At 61.2% G+C, this 23,006-nt stretch carries 15 protein-coding genes and 1 riboswitch; of the genes, 12 read left to right on the top strand and 3 right to left on the bottom strand.

Annotated elements, in window-relative coordinates; genetic code table 11:
- Nucleotides 1–7 precede the first annotated feature (7 nt).
- The 6 genes from ACIOWE_RS06350 to ACIOWE_RS06325 all read left to right on the top strand — a co-directional run bounded on the left by ACIOWE_RS06350 (nt 8) and on the right by ACIOWE_RS06325 (nt 8,727).
- Nucleotides 8–1,564: a sugar ABC transporter ATP-binding protein gene (locus tag ACIOWE_RS06350; RefSeq protein ID WP_401388722.1), complete on the top strand. Its 1,557-nt coding sequence runs from the start codon at nt 8–10 to the stop codon at nt 1,562–1,564.
- Complete coding sequence (locus ACIOWE_RS06345) at nt 1,557–2,582, top strand: ABC transporter permease (protein ID WP_401388720.1); 1,026 nt, start codon at nt 1,557–1,559, stop codon at nt 2,580–2,582. Before ACIOWE_RS06350 ends, ACIOWE_RS06345 begins: the two co-directional genes overlap by 8 nt.
- Before the next feature lie 24 nt (nt 2,583–2,606).
- Complete coding sequence (locus ACIOWE_RS06340) at nt 2,607–3,662, top strand: substrate-binding domain-containing protein (protein ID WP_401388718.1); 1,056 nt, start codon at nt 2,607–2,609, stop codon at nt 3,660–3,662.
- Nucleotides 3,663–3,881: 219 nt separating this feature from the next.
- Nucleotides 3,882–4,547 (top strand): sulfite oxidase-like oxidoreductase, encoded by a 666-nt coding sequence (locus ACIOWE_RS06335; RefSeq protein ID WP_401388716.1) that lies wholly within the window; start codon nt 3,882–3,884, stop codon nt 4,545–4,547.
- A gap of 432 nt (nt 4,548–4,979) precedes the next feature.
- Nucleotides 4,980–7,367 carry a TonB-dependent receptor plug domain-containing protein gene (locus ACIOWE_RS06330; protein WP_401388714.1) on the top strand — a complete coding sequence of 796 codons (2,388 nt, stop codon included), beginning with the start codon at nt 4,980–4,982 and terminating at the stop codon, nt 7,365–7,367.
- Nucleotides 7,357–8,727 (top strand): APC family permease, encoded by a 1,371-nt coding sequence (locus ACIOWE_RS06325; RefSeq protein ID WP_401388712.1) that lies wholly within the window; start codon nt 7,357–7,359, stop codon nt 8,725–8,727. The genes ACIOWE_RS06330 and ACIOWE_RS06325 overlap by 11 nt, the downstream gene beginning before the upstream one ends.
- Here ACIOWE_RS06325 and ACIOWE_RS06320 read toward each other — a convergent pair.
- The 3 genes from ACIOWE_RS06320 to ACIOWE_RS06310 all read right to left on the bottom strand — a co-directional run bounded on the left by ACIOWE_RS06320 (nt 8,724) and on the right by ACIOWE_RS06310 (nt 11,520).
- On the bottom strand, nt 8,724–9,185 hold the full coding sequence (locus ACIOWE_RS06320) for a DUF3574 domain-containing protein (protein ID WP_401388709.1): 462 nt from the start codon (nt 9,183–9,185) through the stop codon (nt 8,724–8,726). The genes ACIOWE_RS06325 and ACIOWE_RS06320 overlap by 4 nt on opposite strands.
- Nucleotides 9,186–9,370: 185 nt before the next feature.
- Nucleotides 9,371–10,249, bottom strand: a complete 879-nt coding sequence (locus ACIOWE_RS06315) for a LysR family transcriptional regulator (RefSeq protein ID WP_401388706.1) — start codon at nt 10,247–10,249, stop codon at nt 9,371–9,373.
- Nucleotides 10,250–10,338: 89 nt separating this feature from the next.
- Entirely contained in the window at nt 10,339–11,520 is a 1,182-nt protein-coding gene (locus ACIOWE_RS06310) for an MFS transporter (protein ID WP_401388703.1), read from the bottom strand.
- Between the two features lie 481 nt (nt 11,521–12,001).
- A riboswitch (cobalamin riboswitch) is annotated at nt 12,002–12,214 on the top strand.
- Nucleotides 12,215–12,311: 97 nt separating this feature from the next.
- Here ACIOWE_RS06310 and cobW point away from each other — a divergent pair.
- The 6 genes from cobW to ACIOWE_RS06280 all read left to right on the top strand — a co-directional run bounded on the left by cobW (nt 12,312) and on the right by ACIOWE_RS06280 (nt 22,927).
- Entirely contained in the window at nt 12,312–13,385 is a 1,074-nt protein-coding gene (gene cobW / locus ACIOWE_RS06305) for a cobalamin biosynthesis protein CobW (protein WP_401388700.1), read from the top strand.
- Nucleotides 13,386–13,388: 3 nt separating this feature from the next.
- A complete protein-coding gene (cobN, locus tag ACIOWE_RS06300; protein ID WP_401388697.1) occupies nt 13,389–17,237 on the top strand; it encodes a cobaltochelatase subunit CobN in 3,849 nt (1,282 codons plus the stop codon).
- A 239-nt stretch (nt 17,238–17,476) separates the two neighbouring features.
- Nucleotides 17,477–18,478, top strand: coding sequence for an ATP-binding protein (locus tag ACIOWE_RS06295; protein WP_401388694.1), 1,002 nt, complete (start codon nt 17,477–17,479; stop codon nt 18,476–18,478).
- A 53-nt stretch (nt 18,479–18,531) separates the two neighbouring features.
- Nucleotides 18,532–19,134: a VWA domain-containing protein gene (locus ACIOWE_RS06290; protein ID WP_401388691.1), complete on the top strand. Its 603-nt coding sequence runs from the start codon at nt 18,532–18,534 to the stop codon at nt 19,132–19,134.
- A 201-nt stretch (nt 19,135–19,335) separates the two neighbouring features.
- Nucleotides 19,336–20,982: a phospholipase D-like domain-containing protein gene (locus ACIOWE_RS06285; RefSeq protein WP_401388688.1), complete on the top strand. Its 1,647-nt coding sequence runs from the start codon at nt 19,336–19,338 to the stop codon at nt 20,980–20,982.
- A gap of 385 nt (nt 20,983–21,367) precedes the next feature.
- Nucleotides 21,368–22,927, top strand: coding sequence for a transporter associated domain-containing protein (locus tag ACIOWE_RS06280; RefSeq protein WP_401388685.1), 1,560 nt, complete (start codon nt 21,368–21,370; stop codon nt 22,925–22,927).
- Nucleotides 22,928–23,006 lie beyond the last annotated feature (79 nt).

Genomic DNA, 23,006 nt, shown 5'->3' with positions numbered 1-23,006 from the left:
GAATTTTATGAGTGCACCTGTCGCCGTGGCCTCGGAGCCGCTGATTCGGGTACGTGAGGTCAGTAAGGTATTTGCTTCGAACCGGGCGCTGGATCGGGTCAGCCTGGAGATTTATCCCGCCGAAGTGGTGGCGTTGCTCGGGGCCAATGGCGCGGGCAAATCGACGTTGGTGAAGATTCTCGCCGGCAGCCAAACCGCTGATGGCGGCGAGATTCTGGTGGAGGGGCAGGCTCGGTATTTCAACTCGCCGCTGGCGGCGCGCAGGGTCGGCATCGTCGCGGTGCATCAGCAGATCAACGAAGGCATTGCGCCGGGATTGAGCGTGGCCGAGAACCTGCTGCTGGATGAACTGTGCCGGCCGGATGCGGATTTCTGGCTTAACCGCAAACGTCTGCTGGAGCGGGCGGCGAGCATTGCCGCCGGGCTTGGGTTGACGTTGCCGCTGGAGCAGCCGATCGAACATCTGGGACAGGCCGAACGGCAACTGGTGGTGCTCGCCAGGGCATTCGCCTTGCAGCCGCGTTTGCTGATTCTCGATGAGCCGACGGCGGCGCTATCCGATGCCGAAGCGCAGCGTTTGTTCGGTTTGATCGACACCCTGCGCAGCCGTGGTGTAGCGATTCTGTACATCTCGCATCGGCTGTCGGATCTGCAACGGGTGGCGGATCGCGCCATCGTCCTGCGGGACGGGCGCCTGGCCGGAGAGTTCAGCGCCCGGCAATTGCCCGAGGCGGTGCAAGCGATGCTCGGGCAGGCGCTGGGCGCGCATGTGTATACGCCGCGAGTGGCGGGGCGCGTGGTGCTTGAGCTGAGCGCGATGAAAATTCTGCCGCGTTCGAAGGCCTTCGATCTGACCCTGCACGAAAACGAAGTCGTGGTGCTGACCGGGTTGCTTGGCGCCGGTAAAAGCGAGATCGCCGAGGTGCTGTTCGGCCTGCGTAAAGCGCTGGCCGGCAGCGTGCAACTGGACGGTGCTGACTGGCTGCCGGGCTCGCCCCGTGAGGCTATTCGCAGCGGGGTTTTCTTCGCCGCCGAGGATCGGGCGAGTCAGTCATTGGTGCCTGACTTTTCCCTGCGTCGCACGCTGACCTTGCCGTTTCTCGAACGCTTCACCCGGGGCGGCTTTATCCGCAATCGCGCTGAAGCGGCGGCGGTCGAGGCACAAGTCGCCGCGCTGGGCATCAAGACCGCCGGTATCGACGTGCCGATGACCGCGTTGTCTGGCGGCAATCAGCAGAAAGTCGTGCTGGGGCGCTGGCTGCTCGGGGACGGGCGCGTGCTGATCCTCGACGAACCGTTCCAGGGTGTCGATGTGCGTGCGCGCCGCGAGATCGGCCAACTGCTGCGCGACAGCGCCCACGGCCGCGCAACACTGGTGATTTGTGCCGATGTCGATGAAGCGCTGGACATCGCCGACCGGATTTTGCTGGTGCGCGATCACGCGGTGGTCGCCGAGTACCCGCGTGCCGGTCTCGACCGCGCCACGCTGGTCGCTGCGCTGGCCGGAACCGATGATGATTTTTCTTCCCTTCAAGCCACGCCAAGGAGCAGAGCGAGTGCCTGATTCGAGTTCCCTGATATCGACCGTGCCGGCGCCTGCCGAGCGCCTGCTGCAAACGTTGATTCGCTATGGCCTGTTGTGGCTGCTGGCGTTGATCGTGGTGTTTTTCAGTTTTGCCGAGCCGGCGTTTCTGCGCGTCGGCAACCTGTTCAGCATCCTGCAATCGGTGTCGATTGTGGCACTGCTCGCGCTGGGCGTGACCCTGACCATGGCCGTCGGCGGCCTCGATCTGTCGATCGGCGCGGTGGCGGCGATGAGCCTGATGATCGCCAGTTACGTGATGGTCGTGCTCGGCTGGGGCGCGGTGCCGGCGGTTTTGATCAGTCTGGCGGGCGGCGCGCTGGTCGGGCTGCTCAACGGCTGGCTGATCGTCAAACTGCGCGTACCGGACATTCTGGCGACGCTGGGCAGCATGTTTCTGGTGATCGGTGTGCAACTGATTCCAACCGGTGGGCGTTCGATTGCGGTGGGCATGACCTTGCCCAACGGCGTTGAAACCGAAGGCACTTTCAGTACGGCGTTTCTGGCGCTGGGGCGTGGGCGGCTGTGGGACGTCGTGCCGGTTCCGGTGCTGATCACGGCGGTGGTTGCGCTGGCGGTCTGGCTGTTTCTGGAGCGCACGCGCATTGGCCGCTTGTTCTACGCCATTGGCGGCAACGAGCAGGCTGCGCGGCTGGCCGGGGCGCCGGTGCAGCGTTTCAAACTGCTGGCGTACGTGCTCTCGGCGTTGCTGGCCTCGCTGGGTGGATTGTTGCTTGCGGCGCGGCTGGGGCGCGGCGATGTCAGCTCGGGCAACGGTCTGGTGCTCGATGCGCTCGGCGCAGCGCTGATCGGTTTTGCCGTTCTTGGGGCGAAGAAGCCCAACGCCTTTGGCACGCTGGTCGGTGCGCTGCTGGTGGCCGCGTTGCTCAACGGCCTGACCATGCTCAACGCGCCGTATTACGCGCAGGATTTCGTCAAGGGACTGGTGCTGGTGCTGGCCCTGATGTTCACGTTCGGCCTCGCGCATCGGGCGCGTTGAGCCGCTTTCAGTCAAGGAAGTTGTATGCACGGTTCAATCAGAAATTTCGCCCGGCATTGCCTGGCTGGCGCGGTGTTCTCGGCGCTGGCGCTTAGCGCCCAGGCCAAGGCATTGCCTGGCGCACCGGCACCGTTCGACAAAGGTCAGGTGCAGATCGCGTTGGTCGGTTATCTGTTTTCCGGGGATTTCCCGGAGGCTTATCTGCGCGGTGTGGAGAAGCAGACAGAGGCCTTGGGCGCCAATCTGCGCGTGTTCGATGCGCGGCAGCAGGCGGCGAGTCAGGGCGAGATGATCGATCAGGCGATTGATCTGGGGGTCGACGGGATCATCGTGCAACTGGGCCTGGCGGAAACCCTCAAGGCGTCGATCGACCGGGCCATCGCCAAAGGCATCAAAGTTGTCGCATTCGATGTCGATCTGAATTCGCCACAGGTGACTCAGGTCGAGCAGGATCACCACGCATTGGCGCGTTTGGCGCTGGATCAAGCGGTAAAGGACAACGGCACCCAGTTCGATGCCGGCTACGTGTACATCAGTGGTTTCACGCCGATGGAGCGGCGCGACGAGATCTGGAGTCAGGTGAAAAAGGCCAATCCGGGGATCGTCGAGAAGGCACGCTTCGGCACACTGAATCCGCCGATTGCCAACTCGGTGGCGGATCAGGCCAGCGCCGTGCTGCGGGCGAATCCGGGGATCAGCGTGATATTTGCGCCGTTCGACGAGTTCGCCAAAGGCGCGAAAATTGCCGTCGACGAGGCGGGACTGGCGAGCAAGGTGAAGATCTACAGCGCCGATATTTCCACCGCCGATATCCAGATCATGAAAGAGCCGGACAGCGCCTGGGCAGCGACGGCGGCGGTCAATCCGCAAGTGGCGGGGGCGATCAGTGTGCGCAGTCTGGCGATGTTGATTGCCGGGGAGAATCCGGGGCACCAGGTGCTGGTGCCGCCGACGTTGATCACCCGCAAGCAACTGCTCGATCTGGACGTGAAAAACGTTCGCGACCTGGCACAGAAACTCCCGGCGTTTGGCGATACCGCCAATGTGGCGCGGGCTGAGTGGATACCTGTTTCCAACTGAAAGGCCTCGGCTGACTGAACCACCGCTTTTGCGATCAGGCTCGCTCCCACACAGGATATGTGACGGTCGCAGAAAATTTGCTCACCACAATCAAAACTGTGGGAGCGAGCCTGCTCGCGAAGGGGCCGGAACCTTCACCACTTCGGTGGCTGATCCACCGCTTTCGCGAGCAGGCTCGCTCCCACAGGGTCAGGTTTCACTTTTGAGGTTGGGGTGAACATGCACAACAAAGCTGCGCGATTACGCAAAAGCCGTTCGCCGAAAGCCGATCCCGCATTTGGCGGGCGGTTACCGGCGGGCCAGGTATTGACCGAGCGTTTCCCGATCCTGCACGAAGGTGCGGTGCCGGAATACGACCTGGCGAACTGGTCGTTGCGACTGTTCGGTTTGCTCAACCATCCAGTCGAATTGCGCTACGCCGACCTGCAAGCCTTGCCGCAACGTCAGCTGCAATGCGACATCCACTGCGTCACGCGTTGGTCGAAGTTCGATACGCAGTGGAGCGGGGTGCATCTGCAAGACGTGTTGCTTGCGTTCGATGTTCAACCGCAAACAGCTTTCGTCATGGCCCACGCCGATCACGATTACCAGACCAACCTGCGGCTTGACGACTTGCTGCATCCGCACACGCTGCTGGCCACTCACTACGCGGGCCAACCGTTGACCGCGCAACATGGCTGGCCCCTGCGCCTGGTGGTAGCCGGGCGGTATTTCTGGAAGAGCGCAAAGTGGCTGCGCGGGCTGGAATTTGTCGATCAGGAACAACCGGGGTTCTGGGAGAGAAACGGCTTTCATCTGCACGCAGATCCGTTTGCGGAACAGCGCTTCAGTGCAGAGGATTTGGACATTGCAGAGGATGCCTGGCTGGAAAAGGACTTCGACTAAGAAACTTACCCTGTGGGAGCTGGCTTGCCAGCGATGAGGCCCGCTCACCCACTATCTCTGTTGCCTGACACACCGCCATCGCTGGCAAGCCAGCTCCCACAGGGGGCTGTGTTTACAGTTGTATTAGTTGATTGTTAGTTGGTTCAGGTGTTGGCTCAGCAACACTTTTGTTGAACTAAGGACAGTGCTTTATAGCGATCTAACCTAAGTGTTATTGGTTCTTTTGCGAAAGCCTTCCGCTCGTCTAGCATCCGGTTTCAAGGGGTAACCATCCAATCTGGGGATACTGCGCGTCACCACGTATTTAACGTTTCAACAGCCTTCGCTGCCTTCCTGATTTCTAAAACTACAGCAGACATTGCCGTGCATTGAATGCCGACTTTCTTTTGTCGGTGACGGCCGGGTATTAACTGCGATTCAAGGAGCTGTTACATGCATTACCGTTCCCGTTCATTACTGGCCGCTGCTGTTGTGAGTGCGATCTGGCAACTTCCTGCACAGGCCGAAGAGACATCTGCCAGCGCCGAAAACGAGTCCCGACTCGGCACCGTTCTGGTCACTGGCACCCGCGGCACGTCGCGCACCGTGCTCGACTCGCCGGTTCCTGTGGATGTGCTGACCGCCGAAGACCTGAAAACCGCCGGCGCCGCTGACGGTGAACTGGGCGCGGCGTTGCAGACGTTGCTGCCGTCGTTCAGCCTGCCGCGCCAGTCCAATTCCGGCGGCGCCGACCATATCCGCGCCGCACAACTGCGCGGCATGAGCCCGGATCAGGTGCTGGTGCTGGTCAACGGCAAGCGCCGGCATACGTCGGCGGTGGTCAACGACTCGTCGAAGATCGGTCGCGGCACCGCCCCGGTGGATTTCAACTCGATCCCCATCAGCGCGATCAAACGTATCGAAGTACTACGTGACGGCGCGGGTGCGCAGTACGGCTCCGACGCCATCGCCGGGGTGATCAACATCATCCTCGACGACGCCCCTGAAGGCGGCGAAGTGTCCACCAGCTACGGCGCTTATCACACCCATCAGGACGCCATCGACAAGACCACCACCGACGGCCAGAACAGCGTGACCACCGCCAAGATCGGCACGCGTCTCGGCGAGGAGGGCGGTTTCATTCGTGGCGGCACCGAGTACAAGGATCGCAACCCGACCAACCGCGCAGGCTTCGACGGTTTCGCCGACACACCGGGTCAGCGCAACTACGTGATGGGTGACGGCCTCGCCCGCGACGTCAATCTCTGGTTCAACAGCGAACTGCCGCTGGCGGGCGGCAAGGCTTACAGCTTCGGCACCTACAACCAGCGCCACACCACGGGCGCGGAGTTCTATCGCTACCCGTATGAACAACCGCAGTTCTACCCCAACGGTTATTTGCCGCAGTCATTGGGCGACAACAAGGACGTCTCCGCCACCGCCGGTTTCAAAGGCATGATTGGCGACGACTGGGACTTCGACAGCAGCGTCACCCACGGCCGCAACCGCTTCGAATCATCAACCCGGCGCACCCTCAATGTCAGCCTCGGCGAAGACTCGCCCACCGAGTTCGACACCGGTGATTACGAGCTGCGCCAGACCACTGGCAACCTCGATTTCAGCCGCGAACTGCGCCTCGGCGAACGCTCGTTTGTGCTGGCGGTCGGCGGTGAATACCGCTACGAAAACTACCTGACCTACGCCGGTGACCAAGCCTCTTACATCGGTTCCGGGGCCGACGGCGCCAACGGCCTGCGCCCGAGCGAAGAGTCGGATCTGGATCGCAACGTGTTCGGCAGCTACGCCGAATTGTCTGGCGATCTCACCGATAACTTCTTCGTCGACGCCGCCACTCGCTGGGAACATTACGACGACGCCGGCAGCAAACTCACCGGCAAACTCAGCGGCCGCTACAAACTCACCGAGCAATGGGCATTGCGCGGTGCGGTGTCGAACAACTTCCGCGCGCCGTCGCTGGCGCAGAGCGGCTTCCAGAACACCACCAGTAACTTCGGCGATGGCGGCACGCTCACCGACATTCGCGTGCTCTCGGTCAACGACCCGATCGCCCGCGCACTTGGCGCGGAAAAACTCGATCCGGAAACCTCGAAAAACTTCAGTCTCGGGCTGACCTTCCAGTTGAACGATCGCTTCGACGCATCGCTGGACGTGTTTCGCATCGACGTCAAAGACCGCATTACTCTGTCGCAGCGCATCGGCAGCGATGCCCTGGAAGCCTTCATCAACGACAATTACGGCGTGGCCGGCGTGCACGACGTCAACTTCTTCACCAACGCCGCCGACACCAGCACCCACGGCGCAGAACTGGTGCTCAACTACCACCAGCCGTTTTATGAAGGGCTACTGGGTCTGACCACCGCGTACACCTACAACCACACCAAAGTCACCAGCACCAAAGGCACGCCGTCACAGCTGACCGCACTGGGGATTGGCAATGACGCGCTGGTCGGCGTCGAGGAAACCAACACCCTGACCGACGCCGCGCCGAAGGACCGCTTCATCTTTTCCGCGAACTGGGCGAGTGAGCATTGGGGCCTGCTCGGGCGCCTGACCCGTCAGGGCGAGACCACGCGGGTGTTCGATTTCGGCGACTCGCAACCGGAACAGACCTATGGCGCGGTCTGGCAGCTGGATGCCGAGGTGACGTACAAATTCACCCCGAAATTCAACCTCGCCGTGGGCGGCAACAACGTCACCGACAACTATCCGGAGCGCTCCGGTTCGGCGATCAATTACGGCGGCAACCTGCCGTATGACGTGCTCTCGCCGATCGGCACCAACGGCGCTTACTACTACGCCCGCGCCACCTATGGCTTCTGAGTCGGGGCAGGGACCGGGTCGGCATCTGCCGGTGTTTCAGGCGCTGTTGATCACGCTGGGCATGGTGATCACCACTGACATCCTGAAAACCGCGCCGACCGTGGCGCTCAACGTCGGGCCGGAACATTTCTACCTGGTGTGGGTGCTCGGCGGCGTGGCGTCGATGATCGGCGCGCTGTGTTTTGCCGAGATGGCCACGGCGTTTCCGCATCCGGGGGGCGACTATCACTTTCTGCGCATGGCCTATGGCGAACGCATGGGGTTTGTGTTCGCCTGGTCGCGTTTTTCGGTGATGCACACGGGGTGGATCGCGTTGTCGGCGTTCATGTTTGCCGATTACGTCAATGCCGTGGTGCCGCTTGGGCAGTACGGCTCGGGATTGTTTGCCGGTGCGGTGATCGCTTCGCTGGTTTTGCTCAATCTCACCGGCAAACACATCGGCTTCATTACCCAGACATTGCTTGTCGGGCTATTGGCGTTGGGGTTTCTGAGCATTGCCAGTGCGGGTGTTTTTCTCGCCTGGCAAGGCATCGAACCACCCGCGCCGAGCGTGTCGGCAGTAGCGGAAAACACCGGCATGGCCGGGTTTTCGGCGGCGATGATTTTTGTTTTCCTGGCGTTCGGTGGCTGGAGCGATGCCGCGACATTGTCGGCAGAAGTACGTGACGGTCGGCGCGGGATTTTCATCGCCATGCTGGGTGCGTTGACGGTGTTGATGGTGATTTATCTGGCACTCAACTGGGCGTTTGTCCGGGGCCTGGGATTTGCCGGACTGGCGGCCAGCAATGCGCCGGCGGTCGAACTGTTGAACCGCGCATTCGGCGCGCCCGGGGTGATGCTGATTCTGCTGATGGTCGGCATCGCTGCGATCGCGACCATCAACTCGACCCTGCTGGTCGGCGCCCGCACCACTTACGCCGCCGCTCGCGATGTGCCGCAGTTGCGCAGCTTCGGTGACTGGGACGACCGTCACGGTGTACCGCGTAAAGCGCTGCTCGCGGAAGGTGCGGTGGCGTTGCTGTTGGTGCTGTTTGGCAGCTTCACCCTGAGCGGGTTCAACACCATGGTCGAGTACCTGACGCCGGTGTACTGGCTGTTTTTAAGCCTGAGCAGTGTGGCGCTGATCATTCTTCGCCGGCGGTTTCCCGAGGTACCACGGCCAGTGAAGGTACCGTTGTATCCATTGTTACCATTGCTGTTTTTTTGCTTGTGCCTGTACATGCTTTATTCAAGCGTGACGGTAGTCGGGTGGGGCGCGTTTCTGGGGATTGCGGTGTTGCTGGTGGGGGCGGTGCTTTTGACCGGGTTGAGCCGCGTGGCGTCGACGCCTCGGCAGGCTCTCGAGCAGACTGCGGACTAGAACGACACCTGCGCCGGCTGCGACAAGCGCAACACCGAAAGATCCCCGGTAATACGTTTATACGCCAGGCGAATCGCCTCGATACTCCCCTCATTCTTCGCACTGTTCTCATGCAAAATCACAATGACCTTGGTGCTCAGTCGCTCAGGCTCTTTCGCCCCATGATCTTTCCACTGTCCATACGCATCGAGAACAGTAAAGCCATCGGGAAACCGCGACGTAACTTCCTTGTCGAGAAACTCACGCCAGCGCGCCGGGCTGACCGCGCCTTCCTTGCCATCCAGCGAGCCGACCGAAAAGTACAACTCGGTACGCGTCCATTGCGCCTGCGCCGGGCGCGTCGCGTCTCCCTGCAAGGTCGAACTGGCGGGATCTTTGGTGTGCACGGAAACAGGAGAGGGGCTGGCACAACCGGCGACCGCCACAAACAGTGCCGCCAGTAATAGACGTTGAGGCATGGAATTTCCTTATTGTTGACAGTAGTTGGCAAGTATAAGGGGGCAGATTAATAGCGAGAAAAGACTAAAAAGTGGGTTGAAGCTCTATTTGTGGAATATGCGAAGTGTGGTCAATTAGTTCTACTTCGAATAGCTGTTTACCAAGCGAGGCGGGCGCACCTGAAGTTTCATGCGCCGGCCAGACATCAGCGGAATGCGTTGAGCAGGAAATCGCGCACGTACAACAGGCTGGGGCTCTTGATCACGCTTTTGCGCCACACCAGATACAGCGCGTTGACCGGCGCTTCGCTCGGCAACGTCGGCGAAATCAAGCGACCGTCAGCGATGGCGTCGGCGCATTGGTAATCCGGCAGGACGCTCCAGCCGTGGCCGCCGAGCACCAGGTCCATGATGATTCGCAGATCAGGAATGGTCAGCGCTGCCTGCAACTGTGGCGCGACCTGAAACATCGTCGTCCACAAGGGTCGTACCAGCGCCAGATCTTCGTCAAAGGCAATCAGCGGCACCTGCCTGAGTTGTTCTTCGCCGGGCTGTTGCCCGAGGCGTTCCAGCAGACTCGGTGCGTACACCAGCAACATGCGCTCGGTGAGCAGATGTGCGTAGCCGTGGGAGTGTTCGTCGGGCATCGAGGCGGTGATCGCGAAATCGATCTGAGTAGCTTCTAGCATCTCGTAGATGCGCGTTTTGGTGCCGGTGTGAAAGCGCAAGGTGAAACCTTCGTCCAGCAACGGCGCGAGGCGGGCGGCGACTTGTGCGTGGAAAAAGTCCGGAGGACCGACCAGATGCACCGTGCCACCCTTGATCAGGCCCGGGCGTAGCGAGGCGATCTTGCTTTCCAGACCATCGAGAAACGGCGCCACGGAACGCGCCAGTTCGTCCGCCGCTTCAGTCGGCTCGACACCGCGTGGCAAGCGCCGGAACAGCGGCTTGCCAACCAGCGCTTCGACCGCCTGAATGTGCATCGATGCTGCCGGTTGAGTGATGCCCAAGTGTTCCGCAGCCTTGGAAAACGACTTGGCACGGTACGCTTCGAGGAACGTTCGCAGGTGGGTGAGGTGGCTCATGGTGCTCCGGCGCCCAAAGGGTGAAGGTTGCTTTTACCACTGTGCCTGCCGGAACGGAACGCCATGGCGGCGTTCCGTGCGCTGAGGGCTTATAGAGTCTCAGCCGCCCGATAGCGTGGTGTTGCGGCCATCTGACTCAATACCAGCAACAAGCCCAGCGCCGAAACCGCTGCACCGGTGAGTCCGACGAAGCTCAGACCAACCTGACTGATCGTGACGGCGCCCAGCACCGATCCCAACGCGATCCCGGAATTGAATCCGGCAATATTCAAACCTGCCGCGACCCCATGAGCGTGCGGCGCATGACGCTCGGCAACCCCGATCAAACGCGCCTGCAACGCCGGCACTGCGGCGAAGCTGAACATACCCAGCAGGGCGACCAGCACGCCCATCATCAACGCTGAACCGGAGAATGCCCACATGCCCGCCGTCACCACCACAATGCCGGCGATCAATGCAGCGCTGGCGCGGTCGACGCCCCAGGCATCCGTCAGTTTGCCGCCGAGCACATTGCCGATAGCCGCCATCACGCCATACAACAACATGAACACGCCGACGGTGGCGGCGGTGGTGCCGGTCACCTCGGTGAGCACCGGTGCGATGTAGGTGTAGGCGACGAAGGAACCGGCATAACCCAGCACCGTGACCAGTGCGCCGGCCAACAGCTTGCCGTTGAGCAACGCCTTCAGACTGTGCAACGCCGAGCCGCTGTCGGCAGCGGTTGGCAGCGGATCACGCATGCCGAACAGCAAACCGAAGAAGCCAATCGCACCGAACACCGCAATCGCCGCCAACACCAGACGCCACGACATCACGCCGCCGAGATAGGTACTGATCGGCACGCCAATAGCCATGGCCAAGGTAAAACCACCGAACACCACCGCCACCGCACTACCGGCGCGCCCGGGACCAGCCAAGCGCGCCGCCGTACTCGAAGCCACTGCCAGAAACAGACCATGCCCCATGCCGGCGATGAATCGCGCCACCAGCATCAGCGTCAACGTCGTCGAAAACGCCGCCGCGAGGCTACCGACGCTGAACACCAGCGCCGTGGCGAGCATCACGTTCTTGCGTGACCAGCGGGCGGTCAATGCACTGAACAACGGCGCCGACAGCGTGGCGCCCAAGGCATACGCGGTGATGGTCGCCCCGGTGGCTTCGACGTCGACGCCGAGACTGCGGGCCATGACGTCGGTTAAACCAATCGGCACGAATTCGGCCAAACCCAGAGCGAAAGCGCTGAGGGTGAAGATGTAAATGACAAAGGGCATGTGAGCCTCTCTCGGAAGGGGAAGATGGCGAGAGGCTAGAGAGCAATGATCTATAAATGAAATTGGTTATTCGGTGTATGGGTATAAATCTATTTATGACAACCCCCTGTAGGAGCTGCGGCACGCTGCGTTCTTTTGATCTGCTTTGGCTTTTGCCCTTTAGCCCCTTCGGCAGGCCGAGTGAAGGTGTTCATCCGGGGGTTAGGCGCGCAGCGCCGTTTGGCGAAGCCAAACACATCGAGAGGAGGTGCAGCGCAGCAAACCGTAGGCGATGCCCCCGGATGGACACCGTAGCGAGGGAACACTGAGCCCAAGCGAAGTGCCGTACGCCGGGGGCCAAGCCTTTTGCTTACTTTTCGGCGTCTGGAAAAGTGAGTCGCTGTAAGAGCGAAACCGCCAGAGGCAACACCCGCAGCAACGGATATGCACGCAAAACGAAAAACCCGAAACCCAATCCCATTGACCCTAAACCACACCATGCGTAGCCTTGCACCTTCGAGGTTCTCCGGCAAAAACCGGAGCTAAGAAGGGAACGCGGTCCAAGCCGCGGCTGCCCCCGCAACTGTGAACGGTGAAATTCACTGCCACGCCACTGCCAGCTCAACCCATGAGCCAGCGGGAAGGCGCAGCGAATGCCAGGCTCAAGGCCTGAACACCGTCAGCCAGGAGACCTGCCTCGTCACAGATTTCTCACTACAACCGGGCGGGGTGATCCGGTGGCGAATTCTTCCGCGCGCAGCTGCGCCGCGGATCTCGTCCCGTTTGCCCGCCACCTTGCCAAAGGGCATCCGATGAAAACACTGGCCAAACTCCCCGTCACCATCGTCACCGGCTTCCTCGGCTCGGGCAAAACCACACTGCTGCGACACATGCTCGACAACGCTCAGGGCCGGCGTATCGCGGTGATCGTCAACGAGTTCGGCGAGTTGGGCATCGACGGTGAAATCCTCAAGCAATGCACCATCGGCTGCACCGAAGAAGAAGCCACCGGCCGCGTTTACGAACTGGCCAACGGCTGCCTGTGCTGCACCGTTCAAGAAGAATTCTTCCCGGTGATGCGCGAATTGGTTGCCCGTCGCGCCGACCTCGATCACATCCTCATCGAAACCTCCGGCCTGGCCCTGCCAAAACCGCTGGTTCAGGCCTTCCAGTGGCCGGAAATTCGTAGCGCCTGCACCGTCGACGCGGTGATCACTGTGGTCGACAGCCCGGCCGTGGCCGCCGGCACCTTTGCCGCGTTCCCGGATCAGGTCGATGCCCAGCGCAAACTCGATCCGAACCTGGATCACGAATCGCCGCTGCACGAACTGTTCGCCGATCAACTGGCCAGCGCCGACCTGGTGATTCTCAACAAGGCCGACCAGACCAGCCCGGAAGATCTGGCTCGCGTACGCGCCGAAGTCGCCGAAGAACTGCCGCCAGCGGTGAAGATCATCGAAGCCAGCAACGGTCGTCTGCCGCTGGACGTGCTGATCGGCCTCGGCGCCGGTTCGGAAGAACACATCGATAGCCGCCACAGCCATCACGACCATCACCACGGTGAAGGCGATGACGATCACGACGACCACGATCACGACGCCTTCGATTCGATTTCCATCGAACTGCCGCAAGCCGACGAAAGCCTGTTGCTCGACGCGCTGACGCAACTGGTGGTCAAGCACGGCATCCTGCGTGTGAAGGGTTTCGCGGCCATCCCGAACAAGCCGATGCGCCTGCTGATTCAAGGCGTGGGTACGCGTTTCGACAAGCATTTCGACCGTCAGTGGGGCGCCGATGAAGCGCGTGTCACGCGTCTGGTATTGATCGGTCAGGAACTCGACGCGGCGCAACTTGAAGCGCAACTGCGCGCCGCGCTCAGCGTTTAAGCCATGCACCTGCTCAGGACCCAGCCCGGCGGTTTCGTGTCGGATGACAACATTGCCGACCTTGGACAAACCCCCGCCGAGCTGGTGATCCTGTGCAGCGGCGACTCCAGTCTGGCGCTGCTCGCCGAGGCCGCGCAGCAGTTGCCCGAGGATTATCCGAGCCTGCGTCTGGCCAACCCGATGCAGGTGCAGAATCATGCTTCGGTCGATTTGTACGTCGATGAAGTGCTGCGTCATGCCAAGGTCATTCTGATTTCGCTGCACGGCGGCATTGCTTATTGGCGCTACGGCGTCGAGCGTTTGATCGAGCTGTCCGAGCGCGGTGTGCAAGTGATTCTGGTGCCGGGTGATGATCGCCCCGATCCGGAACTCAGCGACTTGAGTACCGTCGGCGCCGAGGAACGCGACCGGCTCTGGCAGTTCCTGCGTCAGGGCGGCATGGGCAATGCGCTGGATTTCTTCCGTTGTCTGGCCAGTCGTTGGCTTGCTCGCGATTACGTTTGGGGCGAGCCGCAGACCCTGCCACGCACAGCGATTTACCACCCCGATAAAAACACCGCGGCACTGCGCGACTGGCAAGCCGATTGGCTGCCGGATCAACCGGTCGCGGCGGTGTTGTTTTACCGTTCACACCTGCAAGCGGCGAACACGGCGTTCATCGATGTTTTCTGCCAGCGCCTGCAAGCGGCGGGGCTTAATCCGTTGCCGATTGCCGTGGCCAGCCTGAAAGAGCCCGGCTGTCTGGCAGTCGTCGAAGATTGGCTGGATGAGGTCGAGGCGGGGGTGATTCTCAACACCACCGGTTTCGCCCAATCCAGCCCTGAAGCCCCGCACTTACGGCCGTTTCGTCGCAATATTCCGGTGATCCAGGCCATCTGCGCCCAAGACAACGAACCCGGCTGGCGTGACAGCGAGCAGGGCCTCGGCCCACGGGATCTGGCGATGCACATTGCCCTGCCGGAACTCGACGGGCGCATCATCAGCCGCCCGATCAGCTTCAAGGATCTGGCCTGGCGCAGTGAGCGCAGTCAGTCCGACGTGGTCTGTTATCGCGCGCAACCCGAGCGCATGGATTTCGTCGCCGAACTGGCGCGACGCTGGATCGATCTGGCGCGCGTGCCGAATGCCGAGAAACGCATTGCGCTGATTCTCGCCAACTACCCGACTCGCGACGGGCGCATCGGCAACGGTGTCGGTCTGGATACGCCGGCGGCGGCGCTGAACATCCTGCGCGCCTTGCAGGCCGAGGGTTATCCGCTCACTGCGCAACTGCCGGACAGCGGCACCGAACTGATCCAGCAGTTGCTCGGCGGCGTCAGCAATGACCTCGACACGATTGATTTGCGTCCGTGCCAGCAAAGCCTGGCGATGGACGCTTACCTGACGATGTTCAGCGCGTTGCCTGAAGCCAATCGAGCTGCCGTGATCGAACGTTGGGGCACGCCGCAAAACGATCCGATGTGCCGCGATGGGCGCATGATGATCGCCGGTCTGCGCTTTGGCCTGACCTTCGTCGGCATTCAGCCGGCGCGTGGTTATCAGGTCGACGCGAGCGCGGTGTATCACGACCCGGATCTGGTGCCACCCCACGGTTATCTCGCTTTCTACTTCTGGCTGCGCAATACCTATGGCGCCCACGGCGTTATCCATGTCGGCAAACACGGCAACCTCGAATGGCTGCCGGGCAAAGGCGTCGGGCTTTCCGAGAACTGCTGGCCGGATGCATTGCTCGGGCCTCTGCCGAATATCTATCCGTTTATCGTCAACGACCCGGGCGAGGGCGCCCAGGCCAAACGGCGCACGCAAGCGGTGATCATCGATCACCTGATGCCGCCGCTGACCCGCGCCGAAACCTACGGTCCACTGCGTAATCTGGAACTGCTGGCCGACGAATATTACGAAGCGCAACTGCTCGATCCGCGTCGTGCACGTGAGTTGCAACGGGACATTCTGCAACTGGTGCGCGACACACAGATCGACCGAGAGCTGCAACTCGATGCGGCGCTCGACAGCGACGCCGATGCGGCGATCTGGCTGCCGCGTCTCGATACCTATTTGTGTGATCTGAAGGAATCGCAGATCCGCGACGGGTTGCACATTTTCGGCGAATCACCGAGCGGGCGTTTGCGTATCGATACGTTGCTGGCATTGCTGCGCATTCCACGCGGCGATGGCAAGGGCGCGCAATCGAGTTTGCTGCGGGCATTGGCCAAGGCGTTTGAATTGGGCTTCGACCCGCTGGATTGTGCACTGGCCGATCCGTGGACTGGCCCGCGTCCCGATGAGTTGCAATCGCTCAGCGAAGAGGTCTGGCGCACCGCCGGCGACACCCGCGAACGCCTGGAGTTGTTCGCCACAGACCTGATCTCCCAAGCACTGCAAACTCCTTGTGGGAGCGAGCCTGCTCGCGAAGGCGTCGTATCATTCGCTATAGATTTACCTGACCCACCGCTTTCGCGAGCAGGCTCGCTCCCACAGGGACCGGGTTGGTCAGATGTAAATCTGATCACCCAGTCCCTGCGCGAAGTCGTCGCCCCACGCCTCGACGGCTGTGGCCCCGCCGAAATGCGCGGCCTGCTCGATGCCCTCGGCGGCCGTTTCGTCCCCGCCGGTCCCAGCGGTGCACCCAGTCGCGGTCGCCTCGACGTATTGCCAACCGGCCGCAACTTCTACTCGGTGGACGTGCGCAACCTGCCGACCACGACCGCGTGGCGCATCGGTTTCCAGTCGGCCACGCTGATTCTCGAACGGCACCTGCAGGATCACGGCGATCACCTGCGTCAGCTCGGCCTGTCAGTCTGGGGCACGGCGACCATGCGCACTGGCGGCGATGACATCGCCCAGGCCATGGCCTTGATGGGCGTGCGTCCGGTGTGGGCCACCGGCAGCCAACGCGTCGATGATTTCGAGATTCTGCCGCTGAGCCTGCTCGACCGTCCGCGTGTCGATGTGACGCTGCGGGTGTCGGGTTTCTTCCGCGACGCCTTCGCCAATCTGATCCGTCTGTTCGATGCGGCGGTGCAAGCGGTGGCGGCGCTGGATGAACCGGACGATCTCAACCCGCTGGCCGCCAAAGTCCGCGCCGAACGCGAGGCACTGCTGCAGTCGGGTCTCGATGAAGACGCTGCTCGGCGTCAGGCCGGATGGCGGATCTTCGGTGCCAAACCGGGTGCCTATGGCGCGGGCGTGCAGGGCGCCATCGACGGTCGACTCTGGCAGAGCCGCGAGGATCTGGCCGAGGTTTACCTCAACTGGGGCGCCTACGCCTATGGCGGTTCGGACGAAGGCACCGCCGCTCGCGAACAATTCGTCCAGCGTTTGAGTCAGGTGCAAGCGGTGTTGCAAAACCAGGACAACCGCGAGCACGACTTGCTCGATTCCAACGACTATTACCAGTTCCAGGGCGGCATGCTCGCCGCCGTGGAAACCCTGCGTGGCGAAGCGGCGGCCAGTTATCACGGCGACCACAGCCAGCCGGATCTGCCGAAAATCCGTACCCTGAAAGAGGAACTCAACCGGGTGATTCGCTCGCGGGCGGCCAATCCGAAATGGATCGACGGGGTCAAGCGCCACGGCTATAAAGGCGCGTTCGAACTGGCGGCAACGGTCGATAATCTGTTTGCCTTCGATGCTACAACGCAGTTGATCGACGATCATCAGTACGCATTGTTGGCCGATGCGTATCTGCTCGATCCGGCGACCCGGGAGTTTGTCCGCGAGCACAATCCGCATGCACTGCGCGACATGACCGAGCGCATGCTGGAAGCGCAGCAGCGCGGGATGTGGCAGGAGCCGGGTGCTTATAAAGAGGCGCTGGAGAATCTGCTGCTGGATATAGAAGAAGAGATGTAGCGCATTCAAGAAAGCCACCCCCTCACCCCAACCCTCTCCCCCAGGGGGGAGACGGGGAAAGGGAGCTGATTTGGGTGCTGTTCAAAATCTGAGTTCGACTGGATAGTTCAAGTCGGTGGATCAGAAGAGCACCACGGTCTGTTCCCTCTCCCTCTGGGAGAGGGCCAGGGTGAGGGCGTTTATACCTGACACTCTGCAACCTTCAAGCACACCAACGACCACGAGAGAGAAAAACCCAAATGACCGATACCCCACATTTCCCGCTCTCCGCCGTGGTCGGCGCCGATGACCTGAAACTCGCCCTGTGCCTCACCGCCATCGACCCGAAAATCGGCGGTGTGCTGATTGAAGGCCCGCGTGGCATGGCCAAGTCCACCCTGGCCCGAGGCCTCGCGGACCTGCTCGCCAGCGGTCAGTTCGTCACGTTGCCGCTGGGCGCGACCGAGGAGCGTCTGGTTGGCACGCTCGATCTCGATGCCGCCCTCAGCGACGGCCGTGCGCAGTTTTCTCCCGGTGTGCTGGCCAAGGCTGACGGCGGCGTGCTCTACGTCGATGAAGTCAATCTGCTGCCCGATCATCTGGTCGATCTGCTGCTCGACGTTGCCGCCAGTGGCACCAATCTGATCGAACGTGACGGCATCTCCCATCGGCATTCGGCGAAGTTCGTGCTGATCGGCACGATGAATCCGGAGGAGGGCGAGTTGCGTCCGCAGTTGCTTGATCGCTTCGGCCTCAACGTCGCGCTCGGTGGCCATACCGCACCGACCGAGCGCGGCCAGATCATCCGTCGTCGGCTGGATTTCGACAGCGACCCACAAGGATTCTGTGCGCAATGGGAAAGCGCACAACAGGCCCTGCGCGAGCGTTGTGAAAACGCCCGTAGCACGTTGGCCGGCATTCCTCTGGACGATGCCGCGCTGGCGCACATCACCGAGCGTTGTTTCGCTGCCGGCGTCGATGGCTTGCGTGCCGATCTGGTGTGGCTGCGCGCTGCTCGCGCTCACGCGGCATGGCGTGGCGCCGTGGCCATCGACGAAGAGGATATCGACGCCGTCGCCGAATTTGCCCTACGCCATCGTCGTCGCGAACAAACTGCTTCGAGCGCTCAACAACCCGCGCAATCTCCGACTAACGCTGCGGCTAGCCCAAGCGAAGGGCAGGGCCAGTGGGGTGACATGCCGGCCCCGGCACTTGCCACCGGCAGCCGTCGCGAAGTGCCGAGCTGGCCAAAAAAGCTTTAGGCATTCGCCCCCGGTCCGACGCGGGGGCGAATGCCAGACCCCGCGCCGGACGGTTGGATAACGGACGCCAGGGCAAACGTCATGCGGCTCGCAGTGGTTCGGTGAACTGGCCGGGAACGCTGCTCAAGGGCCGCCCGCAAAGCCGTGAAGACCTGCTGTTTCAACTGCGCACGCGTTCGCCCCATGAGTTATGGCTGGTGATCGTCGATGCCTCGGCCTCGACGCGCCGCCACCACGCATTGAGTGACGCCAAAGGTCTGCTCGCGCAACTGTTCGATGACGCCTATCGCCAACGCGCGCGGCTGGCATTACTGACCGCTAGCGGTACGGCGCCGAAATGGCAGGTGCAAGGGTTACAGGCGTCCAGCGGTTTGCGTGTCTGGCTCGATGCATTGGGCGCGGGCGGCGGCACGCCGTTACTCGCGGCGCTGGCGCAGGCACAGCAATGGCTGACCGTGCGGCGCAAGCGTTTTCCTGCCGAGCAGCAGCGCTTGCTGGTGGTCACCGACGGGCGCTTGAAAGCCTGGTCAGGCTTGCCGCTGCTCGACTGTCCGGGACTGTTGATCGATATCGAGCGCGGGCCGATTCGGCTGGGTCGGGCGAGAGACCTGGCTGAGGCGTTGGCTGCGGATTATCGGCACATCGACGACCTTTGATCCTGGTGTCGTTTGATCGGGCCTCATCGCGGGCAAGCCCGCTCCCACAGGTTTTTCTGTTGAACCCGGGAAGTGTGCCCGCCTCGGGAACTGTGGGAGCCGGGCTTGCCCGCGATGGCATCCACGCGGATTCGGATCTGTTGACCAGAATTCGCATCACTGCTCTATGCTGCACTCCAGCCCAATCACAAGGAGTGAGCGATGCGTATTCTGGTCAAGAACCCTCAAGACGACTTCCGCGTCAAAGCCTACGCAGGCACCAATGGCGTGCTGCTGGCGATGGATCTGGCCGAACCCCGGCGCAAAGGCCTGCTCGGATTCGCCATCGAAAAACAGCAAGGCGACAAGCCGTGGCTGTTTCTCTTCAACAGCCTGACCTTCCCCGGCAAAACCCATACGTTCCCGCAGTTTCACGCCACGCCCAGCGATAAGGCCCCACTGCAGAAATTCCGCTGGGCCGATTACGCGGTCAATCCGGGGATGACGATTCACTATCGCGTCCACCTGGCTTATGGCACGCCGGATGCTCCCCAACTGGGTGAGTTTCTCGAACTGACCGTCACCAGCGACGACGGTCATCCGGCCGATCAAAGCGTGATCTTCAACCGCGCCGTGGCCGCCAGTCAGGCGTTCCAACGCAAATTTCCCGACCTCGATGCGCAGATCAGCGCCAACAAAAACATGCCCATCGAAGCCTGGCCCGATGCCGCGAGACAATGGCTGGAGAACGGCTTGCTCGGGCGTTTGCTGGGGTTTATCGAGCGCGCGGTCGATGGGCAATGGGCGCTGGACATCGCCATTTACGAATATCAATTGCAAGCCATCGTCGACGCCGTGAATGCGGCCTTTGAGCGCGGCGTACAGATTCGCGTTTTGTACCACGCCCGGCCCGATGATGAAGACACCACGCTCAACGAGGCGAGCCTGGCCAAACTGCCGGCGTCGGGCAAGCGTGGGCGCGTCACGCATAACATCTTTCACAACAAATACATCGTTCTCAGCCGACTCGATGCGGCGGGCCAACGCCAGCCCCAAGCCGTGTTGTGCGGCAGTACCAACTTCACCGCGAACGGCGTTTATCGCCAGGCCAATGTCGTGCACGTACTGGACGAGAAGGCGATGGCGGCCAGTTACCTGCAAGTCTTCGAGCAGATCTGGGCGCTGCCCGACGACGTCGGCAAGACCCGCGACTGGATCACCGAACACAACCCGATGGACCCCGCGCAGCCACTGTTCGCCGGGTTCTCGCCGCGTACCGGCGGCGGTGATCTGCGCGAGTTCGTCGAGATCATTGAAGCGGCACGCAAGGACGTCTTGTTTGTCACCGCGTTTACCTTGCCCGAATCGATCCTCAACGCCTTGCTCGGCCAGCCGCACGACGACATTTTGCGTTACGGCCTGCAAAATACGGCCAGTAGCATCACCGGATTTCACGCCGACCGCACGGCTGAGTTCGCGGCAACGGCGTTGCTCAATACCGGTCTTGAAGGCTGGCTGCGCGAAAACATGAAAGGCCAGAAAGGCAATTTGCTGGTGCACACCAAAGCCGTGGTCACCGACTTCACCACGGACGCTCCGACCATCATCAGCGGCAGTCACAACCTCAGCGTTTCGGCCAGCAACGGTAACGACGAGAACTACCTGATCATTCGTGGCGATACCGATCTGGCGGATCGTTATGGTCTGGAGCTGCTACGGTTTTATGAGCATTACCGCTTTCGTTATTTCGCGAAAAAACTGGCGTTGAAGCAGGTCAGTCCGTTGGCGGTGGATGACAGTTGGACCAATGATTACTACGTCGAAGGCGATCTGCGCGAGCTGTCCCGATTGCGCTTCGCCGGTCGCTGATGGCGCTGTGTTTACAGTGCTCTTCGCGAGCAGGCTCGCTCCCACATGTTGAACGCAATCCAGGTGGGAGCGAGCCTGCTCGCGAAGGTGTCGTCACAAACAACGCATTTTCCTGGTGTACAGATTTTGAAATGATTTCGCGCTGTAGGAAAAGTCGCTTCAGCCTGTACGATTCAAGGCCTTTTTTCATTCAGGAACTACATGAACACCCTCTCGGAGCCTCCCAGTCGTACCTTCCCTTCGCGCCACGGCGCGGTCTTGACGCACTCGCAGCATCCAGTTTTCCGACACCTGACTATCGTTGATAACGCGGCTCCAGAGCCTTCGCGTTGCGCTTTGCCGTGTCCGGCAGCCTGAATTCACTGAAGAGAGATAGAGACATTTTATGGAATGGTTAGCGGATCCCACGGCCTGGTTAGGCTTGTTGACCTTGATCGTGCTGGAACTGGTGCTGGGCATCGACAACCTGGTGTTCATTGCAATCCTTGCCGACAAACTGCCGCCGCATCAGCGTGACCGTGCACGCATCATCGGCCTGTCGTTGGCGCTGATCATGCGTCTGGGCCTGTTGGCGAGTATTTCCTGGCTGGTCACTCTCACGCAGCCGCTGTTCGAGGTATTCGACAAGAGCTTCTCCGGCCGTGACCTGATCATGCTGTTCGGTGGTGTATTCCTCTTGTTCAAAGCCACCATGGAGTTGCACGAACGCCTTGAAGGCCATGTCGGCGAGCGCTCGACCAACAGCGCTTATGCGCTGTTCTGGCCGATCGTCGCGCAGATTGTCGTGCTCGATGCGGTGTTCTCGCTGGACGCGGTGATTACCGCCGTGGGCATGGTCGATGAGCTGGCGGTGATGATGATCGCCGTGATCATCTCCATCGGCCTGATGATTGTCGCGAGCAAGCCGCTGACGCGTTTCGTCAACGCGCACCCGACAGTGATCATGCTGTGTCTGGGCTTCTTGATGATGATCGGTTTTGCCCTGACGGCCGAAGGTCTGGGTTTCCACATCCCGAAAGGTTATCTGTACGCGGCCATCGGTTTCTCGATCCTGATTGAGGTGTTCAACCAGATCGCCCGGGCTCGACGCAAACGCTCGATGCAGGGCCTGCGGCCGATGCGTGAACGTACGGCCCATGCGGTGATGCGTTTGCTGGGTGGTCGCAAACTGGCGGTGGAAGAGGTCGGTGAAGAGATTTCCGACCTGCTGGATGATGGTGATGCGCCGAGCGCTGAGCTGTTCGACCGTCGTGAACGGGTGATGATCAGCGGCGTGCTGCAATTGGCCGAGCGGCCGATCCGCAGCCTGATGACCGTGCGCGCCGACGTCGACACCATCGATCTGGCCGACGACGCGGAGGCGATTCGCACGAAGTTGATGCACTCGTCCTACTCGCGTCTGCCGCTGATCCGCAACGGTGTGGTAGATGAACCGCTGGGATTCGTGCACAAAAAAGAGTTGCTCAAGGAATACCTGGCCGGTGCCGAACCCAACCTGGAGCATCTGGCGCGCAAGACCATCAACCTGCTCGACAGCTATTCGATCCTTAATGCATTGGAACAGATGCGTGCGGCGTCTACGCACATTGCGTTTGTGGTCAACGAGTTCGGTGACTTCGTCGGCGTGCTGACCATGACCGACATTCTCGAATCGATTGCCGGTGAGCTGCCCGATGCCAGTGAAATTGAAGGCCCTGATGTGGTTGAAGAGCAGGGCGGTTTTCTGGTCAGTGGTGCGTTGAACCTTGCACGTGTACGCCAGCGCACCGGTTTTGGTGCCGAACCGACCGAGGACTATCAAACGATGGCCGGGCTGGTGATGAGCTTGCTTGATCGCTTGCCGGTCATCGGTGATCGTCTGGAGTACGAAGGCTGGCAAATGACCGTCAAAGCCGTTGAGGAACGGCGCGTGACACGGGTGTTGCTGACCCGCGATACCGCCTAAACCACAACTCCCTTGTAGGAACTGCCGCAGGCTGCGATCTTTTGATCTTGCTTCTAAAAAACAAAGTCAAAAGATCGCA

Origin of the sequence: Pseudomonas sp. NPDC087598, from assembly GCF_044743525.1 — a bacterium.
Classification (GTDB): Bacteria; Pseudomonadota; Gammaproteobacteria; order Pseudomonadales; family Pseudomonadaceae; genus Aquipseudomonas.
This window is presented reverse-complemented; position numbering and strand designations above follow the sequence as displayed.